At 64.8% G+C, this 14,382-nt stretch carries 16 protein-coding genes and 1 pseudogene; 9 read left to right on the top strand and 8 right to left on the bottom strand.

The window, feature by feature from the left end:
- Positions 1-2: 2 nt before the first annotated feature.
- Positions 3-458: a GatB/YqeY domain-containing protein gene (locus VF649_RS06000; protein ID WP_331011050.1), complete on the bottom strand. Its 456-nt coding sequence runs from the start codon at positions 456-458 to the stop codon at positions 3-5.
- Between the two features lie 136 nt (positions 459-594).
- Between VF649_RS06000 and carA the strand changes: the two genes are divergently transcribed.
- From carA to VF649_RS05975, 5 genes are all read left to right on the top strand, one after another.
- Positions 595-1,764: a glutamine-hydrolyzing carbamoyl-phosphate synthase small subunit gene (gene carA, locus VF649_RS05995; protein ID WP_331011049.1), complete on the top strand. Its 1,170-nt coding sequence runs from the start codon at positions 595-597 to the stop codon at positions 1,762-1,764.
- A 26-nt stretch (positions 1,765-1,790) separates the two neighbouring features.
- Positions 1,791-2,138: a ribonuclease E inhibitor RraB gene (locus VF649_RS05990; RefSeq protein WP_331011048.1), complete on the top strand. Its 348-nt coding sequence runs from the start codon at positions 1,791-1,793 to the stop codon at positions 2,136-2,138.
- A 3-nt stretch (positions 2,139-2,141) separates the two neighbouring features.
- On the top strand, positions 2,142-5,474 hold the full coding sequence (gene carB / locus VF649_RS05985; RefSeq protein WP_331011047.1) for a carbamoyl-phosphate synthase large subunit: 3,333 nt from the start codon (positions 2,142-2,144) through the stop codon (positions 5,472-5,474).
- A gap of 85 nt (positions 5,475-5,559) precedes the next feature.
- Positions 5,560-6,036, top strand: coding sequence for a transcription elongation factor GreA (gene greA, locus VF649_RS05980; RefSeq protein ID WP_331011046.1), 477 nt, complete (start codon positions 5,560-5,562; stop codon positions 6,034-6,036).
- A 30-nt stretch (positions 6,037-6,066) separates the two neighbouring features.
- Positions 6,067-6,690 carry a rhomboid family intramembrane serine protease gene (locus VF649_RS05975; protein ID WP_331011045.1) on the top strand — a complete coding sequence of 208 codons (624 nt, stop codon included), beginning with the start codon at positions 6,067-6,069 and terminating at the stop codon, positions 6,688-6,690.
- Between the two features lie 57 nt (positions 6,691-6,747).
- Here VF649_RS05975 and VF649_RS05970 read toward each other — a convergent pair whose 3' ends face one another.
- The 6 genes from VF649_RS05970 to VF649_RS05945 form a co-directional block, all read right to left on the bottom strand.
- On the bottom strand, positions 6,748-6,990 hold the full coding sequence (locus VF649_RS05970) for a DUF4170 domain-containing protein (protein ID WP_331011044.1): 243 nt from the start codon (positions 6,988-6,990) through the stop codon (positions 6,748-6,750).
- A gap of 70 nt (positions 6,991-7,060) precedes the next feature.
- Positions 7,061-7,666, bottom strand: a complete 606-nt coding sequence (locus VF649_RS05965) for an ABC transporter substrate-binding protein (protein WP_331011043.1) — start codon at positions 7,664-7,666, stop codon at positions 7,061-7,063.
- Between the two features lie 103 nt (positions 7,667-7,769).
- Positions 7,770-8,300 carry a hypothetical protein gene (locus VF649_RS05960; RefSeq protein WP_331011042.1) on the bottom strand — a complete coding sequence of 177 codons (531 nt, stop codon included), beginning with the start codon at positions 8,298-8,300 and terminating at the stop codon, positions 7,770-7,772.
- On the bottom strand, positions 8,297-8,707 hold the full coding sequence (locus VF649_RS05955) for a hypothetical protein (protein ID WP_331011041.1): 411 nt from the start codon (positions 8,705-8,707) through the stop codon (positions 8,297-8,299). The genes VF649_RS05960 and VF649_RS05955 overlap by 4 nt, the downstream gene beginning before the upstream one ends.
- Positions 8,704-9,072, bottom strand: coding sequence for a phage holin family protein (locus VF649_RS05950; protein ID WP_331011040.1), 369 nt, complete (start codon positions 9,070-9,072; stop codon positions 8,704-8,706). The genes VF649_RS05955 and VF649_RS05950 overlap by 4 nt, the downstream gene beginning before the upstream one ends.
- Entirely contained in the window at positions 9,069-9,662 is a 594-nt protein-coding gene (locus tag VF649_RS05945; RefSeq protein WP_331011039.1) for a hypothetical protein, read from the bottom strand. The genes VF649_RS05950 and VF649_RS05945 overlap by 4 nt, the downstream gene beginning before the upstream one ends.
- A 148-nt stretch (positions 9,663-9,810) precedes the next feature.
- On the opposite strand from VF649_RS05945, the gene eno reads away from it, so the two are divergent.
- The 4 genes from eno to VF649_RS05925 all read left to right on the top strand — a co-directional run bounded on the left by eno (position 9,811) and on the right by VF649_RS05925 (position 14,024).
- Positions 9,811-11,085, top strand: a complete 1,275-nt coding sequence (eno, locus tag VF649_RS05940; RefSeq protein ID WP_331011038.1) for a phosphopyruvate hydratase — start codon at positions 9,811-9,813, stop codon at positions 11,083-11,085.
- Positions 11,086-11,126: 41 nt separating this feature from the next.
- Positions 11,127-11,441: a septation ring formation regulator EzrA gene (locus VF649_RS05935; RefSeq protein WP_331011037.1), complete on the top strand. Its 315-nt coding sequence runs from the start codon at positions 11,127-11,129 to the stop codon at positions 11,439-11,441.
- Between the two features lie 79 nt (positions 11,442-11,520).
- Positions 11,521-12,579, top strand: coding sequence for a pyruvate dehydrogenase (acetyl-transferring) E1 component subunit alpha (gene pdhA, locus VF649_RS05930; RefSeq protein WP_331011036.1), 1,059 nt, complete (start codon positions 11,521-11,523; stop codon positions 12,577-12,579).
- The gene (locus VF649_RS05925; RefSeq protein WP_331011035.1) at positions 12,579-14,024 is read left to right on the top strand and encodes a pyruvate dehydrogenase complex E1 component subunit beta; all 1,446 of its coding nucleotides are present in this window, start codon (positions 12,579-12,581) and stop codon (positions 14,022-14,024) included. Before pdhA ends, VF649_RS05925 begins: the two co-directional genes overlap by 1 nt.
- Positions 14,025-14,070: 46 nt before the next feature.
- Here the strand turns inward: VF649_RS05925 and VF649_RS05920 are convergent.
- A pseudogene (locus VF649_RS05920) lies at positions 14,071-14,382 on the bottom strand (hypothetical protein); the annotation flags it as partial.

Below are 14,382 nucleotides of genomic sequence, written 5' to 3'. Positions count from 1 at the left end.
AGTTACCCCGCCAGCCGCGCCTTCACCAGGCCGCTGGCCTTGGCCATGTCCATCTTGCCCGCGTGGCGGTCCTTCACCGCCGCCATCACCCGGCCCATGTCCTTCACCGACGCCGCGCCGAGTTCGGTGGCGATCGCGTCGATCGCGGCGCGGGCTTCCTCCTCCGACATCTGCGCGGGCAGGAAGCGTTCGATCACGGCAACCTCGGCGGCTTCGTTCGCGGCCAGTTCGGGGCGGTTGCCCTGTTCGTACATCGCGATCGATTCGCGGCGTTGCTTGATCATCTTCGACAGCACTTCGGTGACCATCAGGTCGTCGTCGGGCTGAGTGCTGGCAGTGCGCAGTTCGATGTCGCGATTCTTGATCGCGGCCTGGATCAGCCGAGTCGCATCCACGGTGCCCTTGTCGCGGGCCTTCATCGCGGCAATCTGCGCCGCGGCGATATCGTCTCGAATCATGGGGTTTCGCGTCCGGTTCCGGGAAAGCGATCAGGATAGGCGAAACGACGCCGATTTGATAGGCGTTGACCCTCCGCGTCGCACTCCCTAGTTCGACGCCGCTTTACCCGACGCACATGACAGAAGGAGCCCGCTTGTGGCCGAGACCGATCCTGCGCGCCCCGATGGCGCGACCGGCGTCCTGGTGCTGGCTGATGGCACCGTCCTGTGGGGACGCGGCTTCGGCGCGGAAGGCGCCGCCGTCGGCGAAGTCTGCTTCAACACCGCGATGACCGGATATCAGGAAGTGATGACGGATCCGTCCTATGCGGGGCAGATCGTGACCTTCACCTTTCCGCATATCGGCAATGTCGGCGCCAATGCCGAGGATGTCGAGGCGATCAATCCGCACGCGCTGGGCTGCATCGTGCGGGAGGATGTCACCGATCCCAGCAATTTCCGGTCGACGCAGCGGTTCGACGGCTGGCTGCGCAACCATGGCCGGATCGGGCTGTCCGGCATCGATACACGCGCGCTGACCCGGGCGATCCGGATCCAGGGTGCGCCGAACGGCGTGATCGCGCATGCCGCCGACGAACAGTTCGATCTCGACGCGTTGCGTGAACAAGCGCGCGCCTGGCCCGGATTGGAGGGCATGGACCTCGCCCGGCAGGTTTCGTCGACGCAGAGCTACAGCTGGCAGGACGGGCTGTGGACGCTGGGCGCGGGCTATGCCACCCATGCTGCAAACCCTGATGGCCCGCATGTCGTCGCGATCGATTATGGATTGAAACGTAACATCCTGCGGAACCTTGTTGCCGCGGGGGCTCGGGTCACGGTGGTCCCCGCGACCGCGCGTTACGAGGATGTGATGGTGCATGGGCCGGACGGCGTGTTCCTGTCCAACGGGCCGGGGGACCCGGCGGCGACCGGTGTCTATGCCGTGCCCGTGATCCAGGAACTGCTGCGGGTCGGGACGCCGATCTTCGGGATCTGCCTGGGCCACCAGCTGCTCGGGCTGGCGGTCGGCGCGACCACGTCCAAGATGCACCAGGGACATCGCGGGGCGAACCACCCGGTCAAGCGCACTGCCGACGGGCGGGTCGAGATCACGAGCATGAACCATGGCTTCGCGGTCGATGCCGCATCGCTGCCTGCCAATGCGGAGGCGACGCATGTGTCTCTGTTCGACGGATCGCTGGCCGGATTGCGCCTGACCGACAGGCCGGCCTTTTCCGTCCAATATCATCCGGAAGCGAGCCCGGGCCCGCAGGACAGCCACTATCTGTTCGAGCAGTTCGTCGCGCAGTTGAAGTCCGCCGCTTAACCCATTCCTCCGATTGGAGAACGATCATGACCGATGAGCAATTGGCCGAGCATTTCGCGGAAGATGATGCGCTGCTGGAGCATCTGGCGGGCGATGGCGACCGGCATGAGATCCCCCGCGATGTCGATGTCGGGTTTGTCGGCGATCCGGAAAAGCTGGAGGCGCTGGCGGATGCGCTGGAAGCCGAAGGCTGGGACGCGGACGAGGTGTATGAAGGCGAGGATGGCGAACATGTGCTGGAGGTCGTGCGCGAGCAGGCGATCACCCGCGAACTGATCCATGCGCTGACCGCCGGGATGATCGCGATCGCCGAGAAACATGGCGTGACCTACGATGGCTGGGGCTGCCATCTTGAAGCCGGGACGGACCATTAAGCCATGCCCAAGCGCACCGACATTTCCAGCATCCTGATCATTGGCGCGGGGCCGATCGTGATCGGCCAGGCGTGCGAGTTCGACTATTCCGGAACACAGGCGGTCAAAGCCTTGAAGGAAGAGGGATATCGCATCGTACTGGTCAATTCGAATCCCGCGACGATCATGACCGATCCCGACATGGCCGACGCCACCTATGTCGAGCCGATCACGCCGGAGATCGTCGCCAAGATCATCGCCAAGGAGCGGCCCGACGCGGTCCTGCCGACGATGGGCGGACAGACCGCGCTGAATACCGCGCTGGCGCTGGCGCGCGACGGCACGCTGGAGAAATATGGCTGCGTGATGATCGGCGCCGATGCCGAGGCGATCGACAAGGCCGAGGATCGGCTGAAATTCCGGCAGGCGATGGACAAGATCGGGCTGGAAAGCCCGCGATCGGACGTTGCGCATACGCTGGACGAAGCCATCGCGCTGCTCGACGTCGTCGGGCTGCCGGCGATCATCCGGCCGTCGTTCACGATGGGCGGAACCGGCGGCGGCATCGCCTATAATCGCGAAGAGTTCATCGCGATCGTGACCGGCGGGCTGGATGCGAGCCCGACCACCGAGGTGCTGATCGAGGAGTCGGTGCTGGGGTGGAAGGAATATGAGATGGAGGTCGTGCGGGATCGCAACGACAACTGCATCATCATCTGTTCGATCGAGAATATCGACCCGATGGGCGTCCATACCGGGGACTCGATCACCGTCGCGCCGGCGCTGACGCTGACCGACAAGGAATATCAGATCATGCGCAACGCATCGATCGCGGTACTCCGGGAAATCGGCATCGAAACAGGGGGTTCGAACGTCCAGTTCGCAGTCGATCCGAAGTCAGGCCGGCTGGTGGTGATTGAGATGAACCCGCGCGTGTCGCGTTCATCGGCGCTGGCGTCGAAAGCGACCGGTTTCCCGATCGCCAAGGTCGCCGCCAAGCTGGCGGTCGGTTACACGCTGGACGAGATCGACAATGATATCACCGGCGCCACGCCGGCGGCGTTCGAGCCGACGATCGACTATGTGGTGACCAAGATCCCGCGCTTCGCGTTCGAAAAGTTCAAGGGCGCCGACGACACGCTGTCGACCGCGATGAAGAGCGTCGGCGAAGTCATGGCGATCGGGCGTAATTTCCAGGAGAGCCTGCAAAAGGCGTTGCGTGGTCTGGAAACCGGCCTGGCGGGGCTGAACTTCGTCGAGACGTTGCAGGGCGCGCGTCGCGACGTGATCGAGGCGGCATTGTCGCGGCCCACGCCGGACCGGCTGCTGGTGGCGGCGCAGGCCCTGCGCGAGGGGTTCACGGTCGACGATGTCTGCCGCGTCGCCCGTTATGATCCCTGGTTCATGGAGCAGCTGGCGGCGATCATCCGAGCGGAGGAAGCGGTTGCACAGGACGGATTGCCGCGCGATGCCGCCGGATTGCGCAAGCTGAAGGCGATGGGCTTTTCCGACAAGCGGCTGGCGCATCTGGCGATGCAGTCCGCCAATCTGCGCGGCATGGACCGGGCACAGGCGCATGGATCGGGCCTGATCCACGATGTCATGAAGGCGATGACAGGCGGGGTGACCGAGCGCGAGGTGCGTGCGTTGCGTCACAAACTGGGCGTCCGGCCGGTGTTCAAGCGGATCGACACCTGCGCGGCCGAGTTCGAGGCGAAGACGCCGTACATGTATTCGACCTATGAGGCGCCGACCTTTGGCGAGGCCGAGAATGAGGCGGCGCCGAGCGACCGCCGGAAGATCGTGATTCTGGGCGGTGGGCCGAACCGGATCGGGCAGGGGATCGAGTTCGACTATTGCTGCTGCCACGCTTGCTTCGCGCTAGCGGATGCGGGCTATGAGACGATCATGGTCAATTGCAATCCGGAGACGGTGTCGACCGACTATGACACGTCGGACCGGCTGTATTTCGAGCCGCTGACCGCAGAGGACGTGCTGGAGATCCTGCATGTCGAACAATCGCGTGGGACATTGGTCGGCGTGATCGTGCAGTTCGGCGGACAGACACCGTTGAAGCTGGCTGCGGAACTGGCAGACGCCGGCATCCCGATCCTGGGTACCAGCCCGGATGCGATCGACCTGGCGGAGGATCGCGAGCGGTTCGCCGACCTGATCGCATCGTTGAAGCTGCTGCAACCGGCCAACGGGATCGCGCGCAGCCGCGACGAGGCGCTGAGCGTGGCGGACCGGATCGGATATCCGGTGCTGATGCGGCCCAGCTACGTTCTGGGTGGCCGCGCGATGGAGATCGTCGACGGACCGGCGCAGCTGGAAACCTATATCGCGACCGCGGTGAAGGTGTCGGGCGACTCGCCGGTGCTGATCGATCAATATCTGCGCGATGCGATCGAGGTCGATGTCGACGCGCTGTGCGACGGCACGGATGTGGTGGTTGCGGGCGTGATGCAGCATATCGAGGAGGCGGGTGTCCATTCGGGCGACAGCGCCTGTTCGCTGCCGCCCTATAGCCTGTCGGACGAGACGATCGCCGAGATCGAGCGGCAGACGGTGTTGCTGGCGCATGCGCTGAGCGTGCGCGGGTTGATGAACATCCAGTTCGCGGTGAAGGATGGCGGCGTCTATCTGATCGAGGTCAATCCACGCGCCAGCCGTACGGTGCCGTTCGTGGCGAAGGCGATCGGCGTGCCGGTCGCCAAGATCGCGGCGCGGGTCATGGCCGGCGAGATACTGGCCGATCTGCCGAAGATCGACCGCGCGATTGACCATATCGCCGTCAAGGAAGCGGTGTTTCCGTTCAACCGCTTTCCCGGCGTCGATCCCGTCCTGAGCCCGGAGATGAAGAGCACGGGCGAAGTGATGGGGATCGATCGGGATTTTGCGACCGCCTTCGCCAAATCCCAACTGGGCGCGGGGACGGTGCTGCCCCTGACGGGCACGGTATTCGTGTCTGTCAAGGAAGGCGACAAGCCGATCGTCCTGCCGGCGGTGCGCGATCTGGTCTCGCTGGGGTTCAAGGTGGTCGCGACCGACGGTACGGCCGCCTATCTGAAGGCGCATGATGTCCCGGTCGAAGTCGTCAACAAGGTGGCGCAGGGCCGGCCGCATATCGTCGATCGGATCATCGATGGTGGTATCGCGCTGGTGTTCAACACGACGGAAGGCTGGCAGTCTTTGCAGGATTCGGCATCGATCCGGCGGGCGGCGTTGAAGCACCGCGTTCCCTACTTCACGACGGCCGCGGCCAGCGTCGCGGTGGTGCGTGCGATCGGGGCTTTGCGCGACCGCAACCTTGAAGTGCGGCCGCTCCAGTCATATTATCCGTCACTGAACGTCTGACCACCGCCAGATCCGGTATGGTGCGGACGCGGTCCCGAACAGGGGCGGCGGCCGGAGGACGACTATTTACGAAGGGGTTAGAGACATGGCGACGGTCGACAAGATGCCGATGCTGGCGGAAGGGCACAAGATGCTCAACGACCAGCTCGCGCTTCTGAAAGCCGAGCGGCCTGGCGTGATCGACGCGATCGAGGAAGCGCGCGCGCATGGCGATCTGTCCGAAAATGCGGAATATCACGCAGCCAAGGAACGGCAGGGCCAGATCGAGGCGATGATCGCCGATATCGAGGACAAGCTGTCGCGGGCGCAGGTGATCGATCCGACGACCCTGTCGGGCGACAAGGTGGTGTTCGGCGCGACCGTCCATCTGATCGACGAGGACGACAAGCCGGTGAAATATCAGCTGGTCGGGCAGACCGAGGCGGACGCGAAATTGGGCCGCATCTCCTATAACTCGCCGCTCGGCCGTGCGCTGATCGGGCGCACGATCGACGATGAGGTCGAGGTGACGGTGCCGTCGGGCGACCGCTATTATGTCGTGTCGAAGATCGAGTTCATCTGATCCCGACCCCGATCAGCCGGCTCTGAACCGATGCAATTGCCACCCGCGCGTGCGACCACCGCTCTGGTCGTGCTGACCTGTCTGGCATGGGCGGGAACGTCGCTTGGCGGCGGGGATCATCTGGCCGGCGTGGTCGCGGGGTTCATCCCGGCGCGGGTCAGCGGGTTGCCGCTCGCCGGTGCATTGCCGGTCTGGCTCACCCCGCTTAGCGCCACGCTGGTGCATGCCGGGATCGTGCATCTCGGTTTCAACATGCTGATGCTGGGCTTTTGCGGGCGCTATGTCGAACCGTCGATCGGCTGGTCGGGGGTGCTGATCCTGTATCTGACCGGGGCCTATGGCGCTGCGGCGGCACAGTTCGCGATCAATCCATCGGCGATGACACCGATGGTCGGTGCCAGCGGCGCGGTATCGGCCATCTTCGCGGCCTATGCGCTGCTTTATGGCGAACGCCGTGGCCGGTTTCGCGAGGGACGCCTTGGCGCGGCACTCCAGATCCTGTGGCTGGCCGCGGCGTGGATCGGCCTTCAACTGCTCGTGGGTCTGGCCAGCGTTCAAGGCACGATGATCGCCACCGCCGCGCATGTCGGCGGTTTCCTGATGGGATTGGCGCTGGCCAAGCCCCTGCTGCACTGGCACTGGCGCCGGGCCTGACCCCACTGGCGGCAGATTGAACGGCGCTCCGGCCGATCGAGGCCGGAGCGATCGGGTTTATGCGACTTCGTGCGGAGGTTCGCCGGGCTTCGTCGCCGGTTCCAGCATCCGATGAAGATGGACGACGACATATTTCATCTCGGCGTCATCCACCGTCCGCTGGGCGGCCGCGCGCCAGGCGTTTTCCGCCGTCTTGTAGTCCGGAAATACGCCGACGAAGTCGATGCCGTCGAGATCGGCGAAATCCAGCGTGCGGGGATCGGTGACACGACCACCGAAGACGAGATGCAATTTGCTCATGGTTCTTGGTCCGATGCCAGGGGGTTCGGGTGGGCGACCGCTATCCGCGTTCGCCCACCCGCACAAGCGATTAGCCGGCGCGTGACTGCATCAGCTTGACCAAGCCATCGAAGCCCTGACGCTGGATCACCGAATTGAAGTCGTTCGCCTGGGTGATGGTAAGGTTGATCCCCGCCACGGTCAGGTTGCTGACTTTCCACACGCCGCCGATCCGGTCGACGGTCCAGGTGGCATTGAGCGGCCGCGACTGGCCGGGCTGGATGACCTGCGACACCACCTGCGCGCTGTTGCCGGCCGGGACGACCCGGATCACCTTCACGTCCGCCTTGGCATATTGCTGCAGCCGGTCGGCATAGGTGTTGATCAGGAAATTGGGAAAGGCGGCCTTGTACGCGGCCCGCTGTTGCGGGGTGATGCGCGACAACTGGCTGCGGATCAGCCGGTCACCAATCTGATCCACCGCGAAATGCTGCGCGAGCAGGCTCCGGAACTGCGCACGCGCGGCGGTGCGGTTGCCGGTGCGCAGGGCGCCGAGCCCGGCATCGGACAGGGTATCGATGAACCGAGCCGGATCGCTGTTATCGATGCGGACCTGCGCGGTCGCCGGGACGCTCGGCACGATTGCGGTCGCGGACAGCAAGCCGGCGGCGAACGCGGCGCGGATGGGAAGACGCATGGATGGCACTCCTGATGATATGATAACGGCGCCCCCTCCTGGGGGCGCCGTAGATGAGACGGTCTGAACCGATGTTGAACTGACCCGTCCGCCCGTGCCGGGATCAGGCGTCGGCGCGGTTCCGCACGGCGTCCTTTGCGGCGGCACCGGCCGAACCGGCAGCCTGACTGGCGCTGTCCACCAGCTGATCGACCTTGGCACGCGCGGTTTCGCGATTGATGCCGAGTTCATCGAGCTTGTCCTGCCCGGCACTGCGCGCGGCCGTGAACGCGGCTTTTGCGGCATCGCTGGCCTTCGCCGCGACCGGGCCGAGCAGTCGGGCTTCACTGTCTGTTTTCGGCAACAGCGCGCCGATGATCGCGCCCAGCGCGATGCCGCCGGCGAGTGCCACCAGCGGGGCACTGTCGAAACCGGTTGCCGCGGTTTCCCGCGCGGAGGACGCCCGGGTGCGTGCTACGTCATAGGCGTCGCTGGCGCGGTCGCGAATGGCGGCTGCGGCATCCGCGGCTTTTTCCTTCGCCGAATGTGCGGCTTCGCTCACGGCGTGACCGGCCGACGCGGCCGCTTCGCCGACCTTCTGCGTGGCGTGGGTGAAGGCGCCGTCAGCGCGGTCGTCATTGGCAGGGGAGGTCATGAGCGTGTCTCCAGATGAGGGATTGGGCCGGTCAGGCGTGGCGGGTCCTGCCGATCGGGTGGGGAGGACGGGGTTCCGCGTGCCCGCCGGACAAGCGACGGTGTCGCGATCAGTGCCAAGGCCGCGGTCGCGACCGCCGCCGTCAAGCCGGGACGTTGACGAATGAAGGCCACCGCCTCCTCGGTCGCCTGCGTGCCGCGATCGACTGCGACGCTCCAGGCCTCGGTCCCGCGATCGATCGCGCTTTCCCACGCATCGGCCCCACGATCGACGGCGCCGGACCAGGCGGTGTGCGCCAGCGACGCGGGGTTGAGGCGGGATTGAAGCTCGGTAAAGGTCCCCTCCAGCCGGCTGCGTGCCGCAGCCGCCCGGGCCTTGGCCGCAATGACATCTGGATCGAGGATCATGTCCGATCTTCCTGCACCGCGGGTTCCGGATCGCCGGTCGGTGGCGAGGCATGGGCGATCGCATATTTCACCAGCAGGCCCGCGGCAGCCAAAGCCAGCAGGGCCGCCAGCAGCTGGCCGGCCCAGAGCGGCATCAGCATGGCGAGCGCCGAGCCGATTGCGAGGAACAGAACCGTCAAGCCGGCCTGGGCGATGAAGAGGGCCGCAAAGCCCGCGATGATCGCGACCTTTGCGGATCCGACACGGGCGCGAACCGAAGCCCGCGCCACGTCGACTTCCGCCCGCACATAGGCTCGTCCATCGTCGGCCAGCCGCTGCAGCAGCGTGCCGACCGAGTCATCCGCGATGTCGCGCGGCGGAATCATAGGGCCGTGGTGGTCCCGGCTGCGGGACTGGGCGTTGGCGTGGTTCCGGCAACCGAGCCGGCCGGTGCCGTGTCGAGGCCGGCCTTTGCCACGCGCGCGATCACGAACCCGACCGCGGCCGCGGCACCGATCGCCAGACCGGGGCTCCTACGGACCAGATCGCGGGCGTCGGCCAGCAGTTGGTCGACATCCTTGTCGCGAATCAGATCGGAAAGCGAACCGACCGAATCCGCAGCCTGCCGAATATAGGCGCCATATTGCTCGCCGACCTTGGATTCGACCGTGGCGGCCGCGTCGCCGATCATGCGCTGAACCGTGTCCAGCTGCTCGACCGCGCGATCCTTGCCTTGGGTCGCATATTCACGCGCCTTGTCGGCAGCCTGCCCGCGCAGGTCGGCGGCCTTGTCCACGAGCTTCGACTGCGCGTGGGCCGATGCCGAACCCGCGTCGCTGCTGCGTGCCGGCGGGGTTTCCGCGTCGTCATACCCCAGCGTGGTGCCACCGGTATCGTCGGAAAGATCGTTGCCGACCGAGGCCCCGCCGATGATGCTGTCGGTGCCCTCAGGAAGGCGGGTGTCGCCCATGGCCATGTCGTTCTCCGATCCAGTGTTACGATATCGAGACGACAACCGCCGTCACCCCGCCCCGTTCCATATCGTCATGCCTTATTTGCCTCCCGCGCGACAGGCCGGTAGGAGCCGGCGAACCGTTCCCGTTCCTCCTCGAAAGGCCCGCACCATGACCGCCATCGTCGATGTCCACGCCCGCATGATCGTCGACAGCCGGGGCAATCCCACCGTCGAGGTCGACGTGACGCTGGAGGATGGCAGCTTCGGACGGGCAGCGGTGCCGTCGGGCGCGTCGACCGGCGCCTATGAAGCAGTGGAACTGCGCGATGCGGACAAGACGCGCTGGCTGGGTAAGGGCGTTGACAAGGCGATCGACGCGGTAAACGGCGAGATTGCCGATGCGATCATCGGTATCGATGCCGAAGACCAGGCCGCGATCGACGCGACGATGATCGAGCTGGACGGGACGCCGAACAAGAGCCGGATCGGCGCCAATGCGATTCTGGGGGCCAGCCTGGCTGCGGCGAAGGCCGCCGCGGAGGCACGCGGATTGCCGCTGTACCGCTATGTCGGCGGGGTGTCCGCGCATGTTCTGCCGGTGCCGATGATGAACATCATCAATGGCGGCATGCATGCCGATAACCCGATCGATTTCCAGGAATTCATGATCGTACCGGTCGGTGCGGAGAATATGGTCGAGGCCGTGCGGTGCGGTGCCGAGATCTTTCACACGCTGAAGAAGGGCCTGCACGACAAGGGCCTGTCGACGTCGGTCGGCGACGAAGGCGGCTTCGCACCCAATATCGGCAGTCCGGTGGAAGCGCTGGATTTCATCATGCAATCGATCGAGAAGGCGGGCTATACGCCGGGCGACGACGTGATGCTCGCGCTGGATTGCGCGGCGACCGAGTTTTTCCGGGACGGGGCTTATCAGCTGACGGGCGAGGGCCGCGTGCTGTCGCCGGCCGAGATGGCGGACTATCTTGCGGACCTGGCTGCGCGCTACCCGATCTTCTCGATCGAGGACGGGATGGGCGAGGATGATTTCGAAGGCTGGAAACTGCTGACCGACAAGATCGGCCACAAGACGCAGCTGGTGGGCGACGACCTGTTCGTTACCAATCCGGCGCGGCTGGGGCAGGGCATCAAGGACGGGCTCGCCAATTCGCTGTTGGTGAAGGTCAATCAGATCGGGACGTTGACCGAGACATTGGAGGCAGTGTCGATGGCGCAGCGTGCCGGTTATACCGCGGTCATGTCGCACCGGTCCGGCGAGACGGAGGATGCCACGATCGCCGATCTCGCGGTCGCGACCAATTGCGGGCAGATCAAGACCGGGTCGCTGGCGCGGTCGGACAGGTTGGCCAAGTATAACCAGCTGATCCGGATCGAGGAGGAGCTGGGCATCGTCGCCCGTTATGCGGGACGGTCGATCCTGCGCTGACGCCGTCATGGTCGATGGCGGCGGGCAGGAAGGAGAACAGGATGGCGAACAAGCGTTCCACCTTTGCGCTGATCGCGTCGGCGGCGGCGCCGGCGGCGGCGTTGCTCATCATCGGCTATTTCGTGCTGGCGGCGGTGATCGGACAGAATGGGCTGCTGGCCTGGGGCGATTACAAGCAGGCACGAATGCAGCGTGAAGGCGAGCTGGTGCGGATCGAGGCGGAGCGCGCGCGCTTGCAGCACCGGTCCGAGCTGCTGGATCCGCGCAGGGGCGTTGATCCTGACCTTGCGGACGAACTGGTGCGGTCCCGAACCGATCAGGTTCGCGAAGACGAGGTAATCCTGCAAAATCGGTGAAAGGGCGGGGTTGCCGTTGCGGAATGCAACGGGCGCGCCTAGACCGCGTTCCAGATTTTTTGACGAAGGAGCCGGACGCTTGGCAAAGGCAGTGCAGCCCCGCGGTGAAGAGGCCGACGCCCCTCCCGCAACCCCGAACCGCGAACGCCCCGCGGAACCGCAGCGGTTTGTGGCGACCAAGGAACAGTTGCTCGAATTCTACCGGCAGATGGTGCTGATCCGTCGGTTCGAGGAAAAGGCCGGGCAGCTCTATGGTCTCGGTCTGATCGGCGGATTCTGCCACCTCTATATCGGCCAGGAAGCCGTGGCGGTCGGCCTGCAATCCGCGCTGGAAGAGGGCAAGGACTCGGTCATCACCGGATACCGGGACCATGGCCACATGCTGGCTTATGGCATCGATCCGAAGGTCATCATGGCCGAGCTGACCGGACGTGCCGCCGGTATCTCGAAGGGCAAGGGCGGATCGATGCACATGTTCTCCGTCGAACATAAGTTCTTCGGCGGGCACGGAATCGTCGGTGCGCAGGTGTCATTGGGCGCCGGGCTTGGTTTCAGCCACAAATACAAGGGCGATGGCGGCCTGTGCCTCGCCTATTTCGGTGATGGCGCCGCCAATCAGGGCCAGGTCTACGAATCGTTCAACATGGCCGAGCTGTGGAAGCTGCCGGTGATCTTCGTGATCGAGAATAACCAATATGCGATGGGTACCAGCGTGAACCGCGCATCGGCCGAGGATCAGCTCTATCGCCGCGGTGAGAGTTTCCGCATTCCCGGCATCCAGGTCGACGGCATGGATGTGCTGGCGGTACGCGGCGCGGCCGAAACCGCGATCGCATGGACGCGATCCGGCAAGGGGCCGATCCTGCTCGAACTGAAGACTTATCGCTATCGTGGCCATTCGATGTCCGACCCTGCGAAATACCGGTCGCGCGACGAGGTGCAGTCGGTGCGTGACAAGTCCGACCCGATCGAACATGCCCGGCGTGAATTGGAGGCGATGGGCGTTGGCGAAGACGAACTGAAGAAGATCGACAAGGACATCAAGGCGATCGTGGCGGAAGCGGCGGATTTCGCCGAACAGTCGCCCGAACCGGACCTGTCCGAACTGCATACCGACGTGCTGGTGGAATCCTACTGATGGCGATCGAACTGAAGATGCCCGCGCTTTCCCCGACGATGGAGGAAGGCACGCTTGCCAAATGGCTGGTGAAGGAAGGCGATACGGTCGCATCCGGCGACATCATGGCCGAAATCGAAACCGACAAGGCGACGATGGAGTTCGAGGCCGTCGATGAGGGCGTGATTGCCAAGATCCTGGTCGCCGAGGGTACGGACGGCGTAAAGGTCGGCACCGTGATCGCACTCATCGCAGAGGAAGGCGAGGACGCATCCAACCTTTCCGCGCCTGGAACGGACAATGCCGCGGTCGCCGACGAAGGTGGCACCGCGAATGCCACGCCCGTCGCGGCGCCCACCGACCATAACAAGGCGCCGACGCCGGAGGGCGCCGCACCCGATCCGTCCGCCAGCGGCACTCATGCCTTGGTCGCATCCGCGGAGAAGACCCGGGTCGCCGATCCGGAGGTTCCCGCGGGGACCGAGATGGTCAAGACGACGGTGCGCGAAGCATTGCGCGATGCGATGGCCGAAGAAATGCTTGCCGACGACCGCATTTTCGTGATGGGCGAGGAAGTCGCGCAATATCAGGGTGCGTACAAGGTAACGCAGGGCCTGCTCGACGAATTCGGCGACAAGCGTGTGATCGATACGCCGATCACCGAATATGGCTTTGCCGGCGTGGGCACTGGCGCAGCGATGGGTGGTCTGAAGCCGATCATCGAGTTCATGACGTTCAACTTCGCGATGCAGGCTATCGACCACATCATCAATTCTGCGGCCAAGACGAACTATATGTCGGGCGGGCAGATGCGATGCCCGATCGTGTTCCGCGGGCCGAACGGCGCCGCGGCCCGCGTCGGCGCGCAGCATTCGCAGAATTACGCGCCCTGGTATGCCAGCGTTCCCGGGCTGATCGTGATCGCACCCTATTCGGCCGCGGATGCGAAGGGGCTGCTGAAGGCCGCGATCCGCAGCCAGGATCCGGTCGTGTTTCTGGAAAACGAGCTGCTCTACGGCCAGAGCTTCGACGTGCCGGCGCTGGACGATTATGTCCTGCCGATCGGCAAGGCGCGGATCGTGCGCGACGGCAAGGATGTGACGATCGTCAGCTATTCGATCGGCGTCGGCGTCGCGATGGACGCGGCGACCAAGCTGGCGGAGCAGGGCATCGACGCGGAGGTGATCGACCTGCGCACGCTGCGTCCGCTGGATACGGAGACGGTACTTGCCAGCCTTGCCAAGACGAACCGGATCGTGTGCGTCGAGGAAGGCTGGCCAACCTGTTCGATCAGCGCCGAAATCGCAGCGGTCGCGATGGAGCAGGGCTTCGACGATCTGGACGCGCCGGTGCTGCGCGTGACCAATGTCGACGTGCCGATGCCCTATGCGGCAAATCTGGAGAAGGCGGCGCTGTTGAAGGTCGATGATGTCGTGAAGGCCGTGAAGACGGTCTGTTACCGCTGAACCCACCGATGGTCCGGCGTGCCAGCGGTACGCCGGACCATCCGTATCAGATCACCGGCACGGCCGTTGAAAACAGGCGACAGTCGGAACGTGCGTTGCCGGAGAGATTTCCGTCGTTGCGCAGGGGATAATTGACGCGTTCGCGGACGTTGAAGGCCTGAGTTACCCGGATCGTGCGATTTTGCGAGTAGAAGAGCGGAGTGATCGGTCGGTAGCTGTAGGTCACTTCCACGAACATGATCGCCGTGCCGGTGGATGCGGCGATCATGTTGCCGGCATTGCCCATGCCGTCGCGGGTCGATGCGGTTTCGACGGCGCCATGATCTGCATTGGCGGTGCTGTCCAGATTGGTGACCGC

The organism is Sphingomonas sp., from assembly GCF_036387535.1.
Lineage (GTDB): Bacteria > Pseudomonadota > Alphaproteobacteria > Sphingomonadales > Sphingomonadaceae > Sphingomonas_R.
This window is presented reverse-complemented; position numbering and strand designations above follow the sequence as displayed.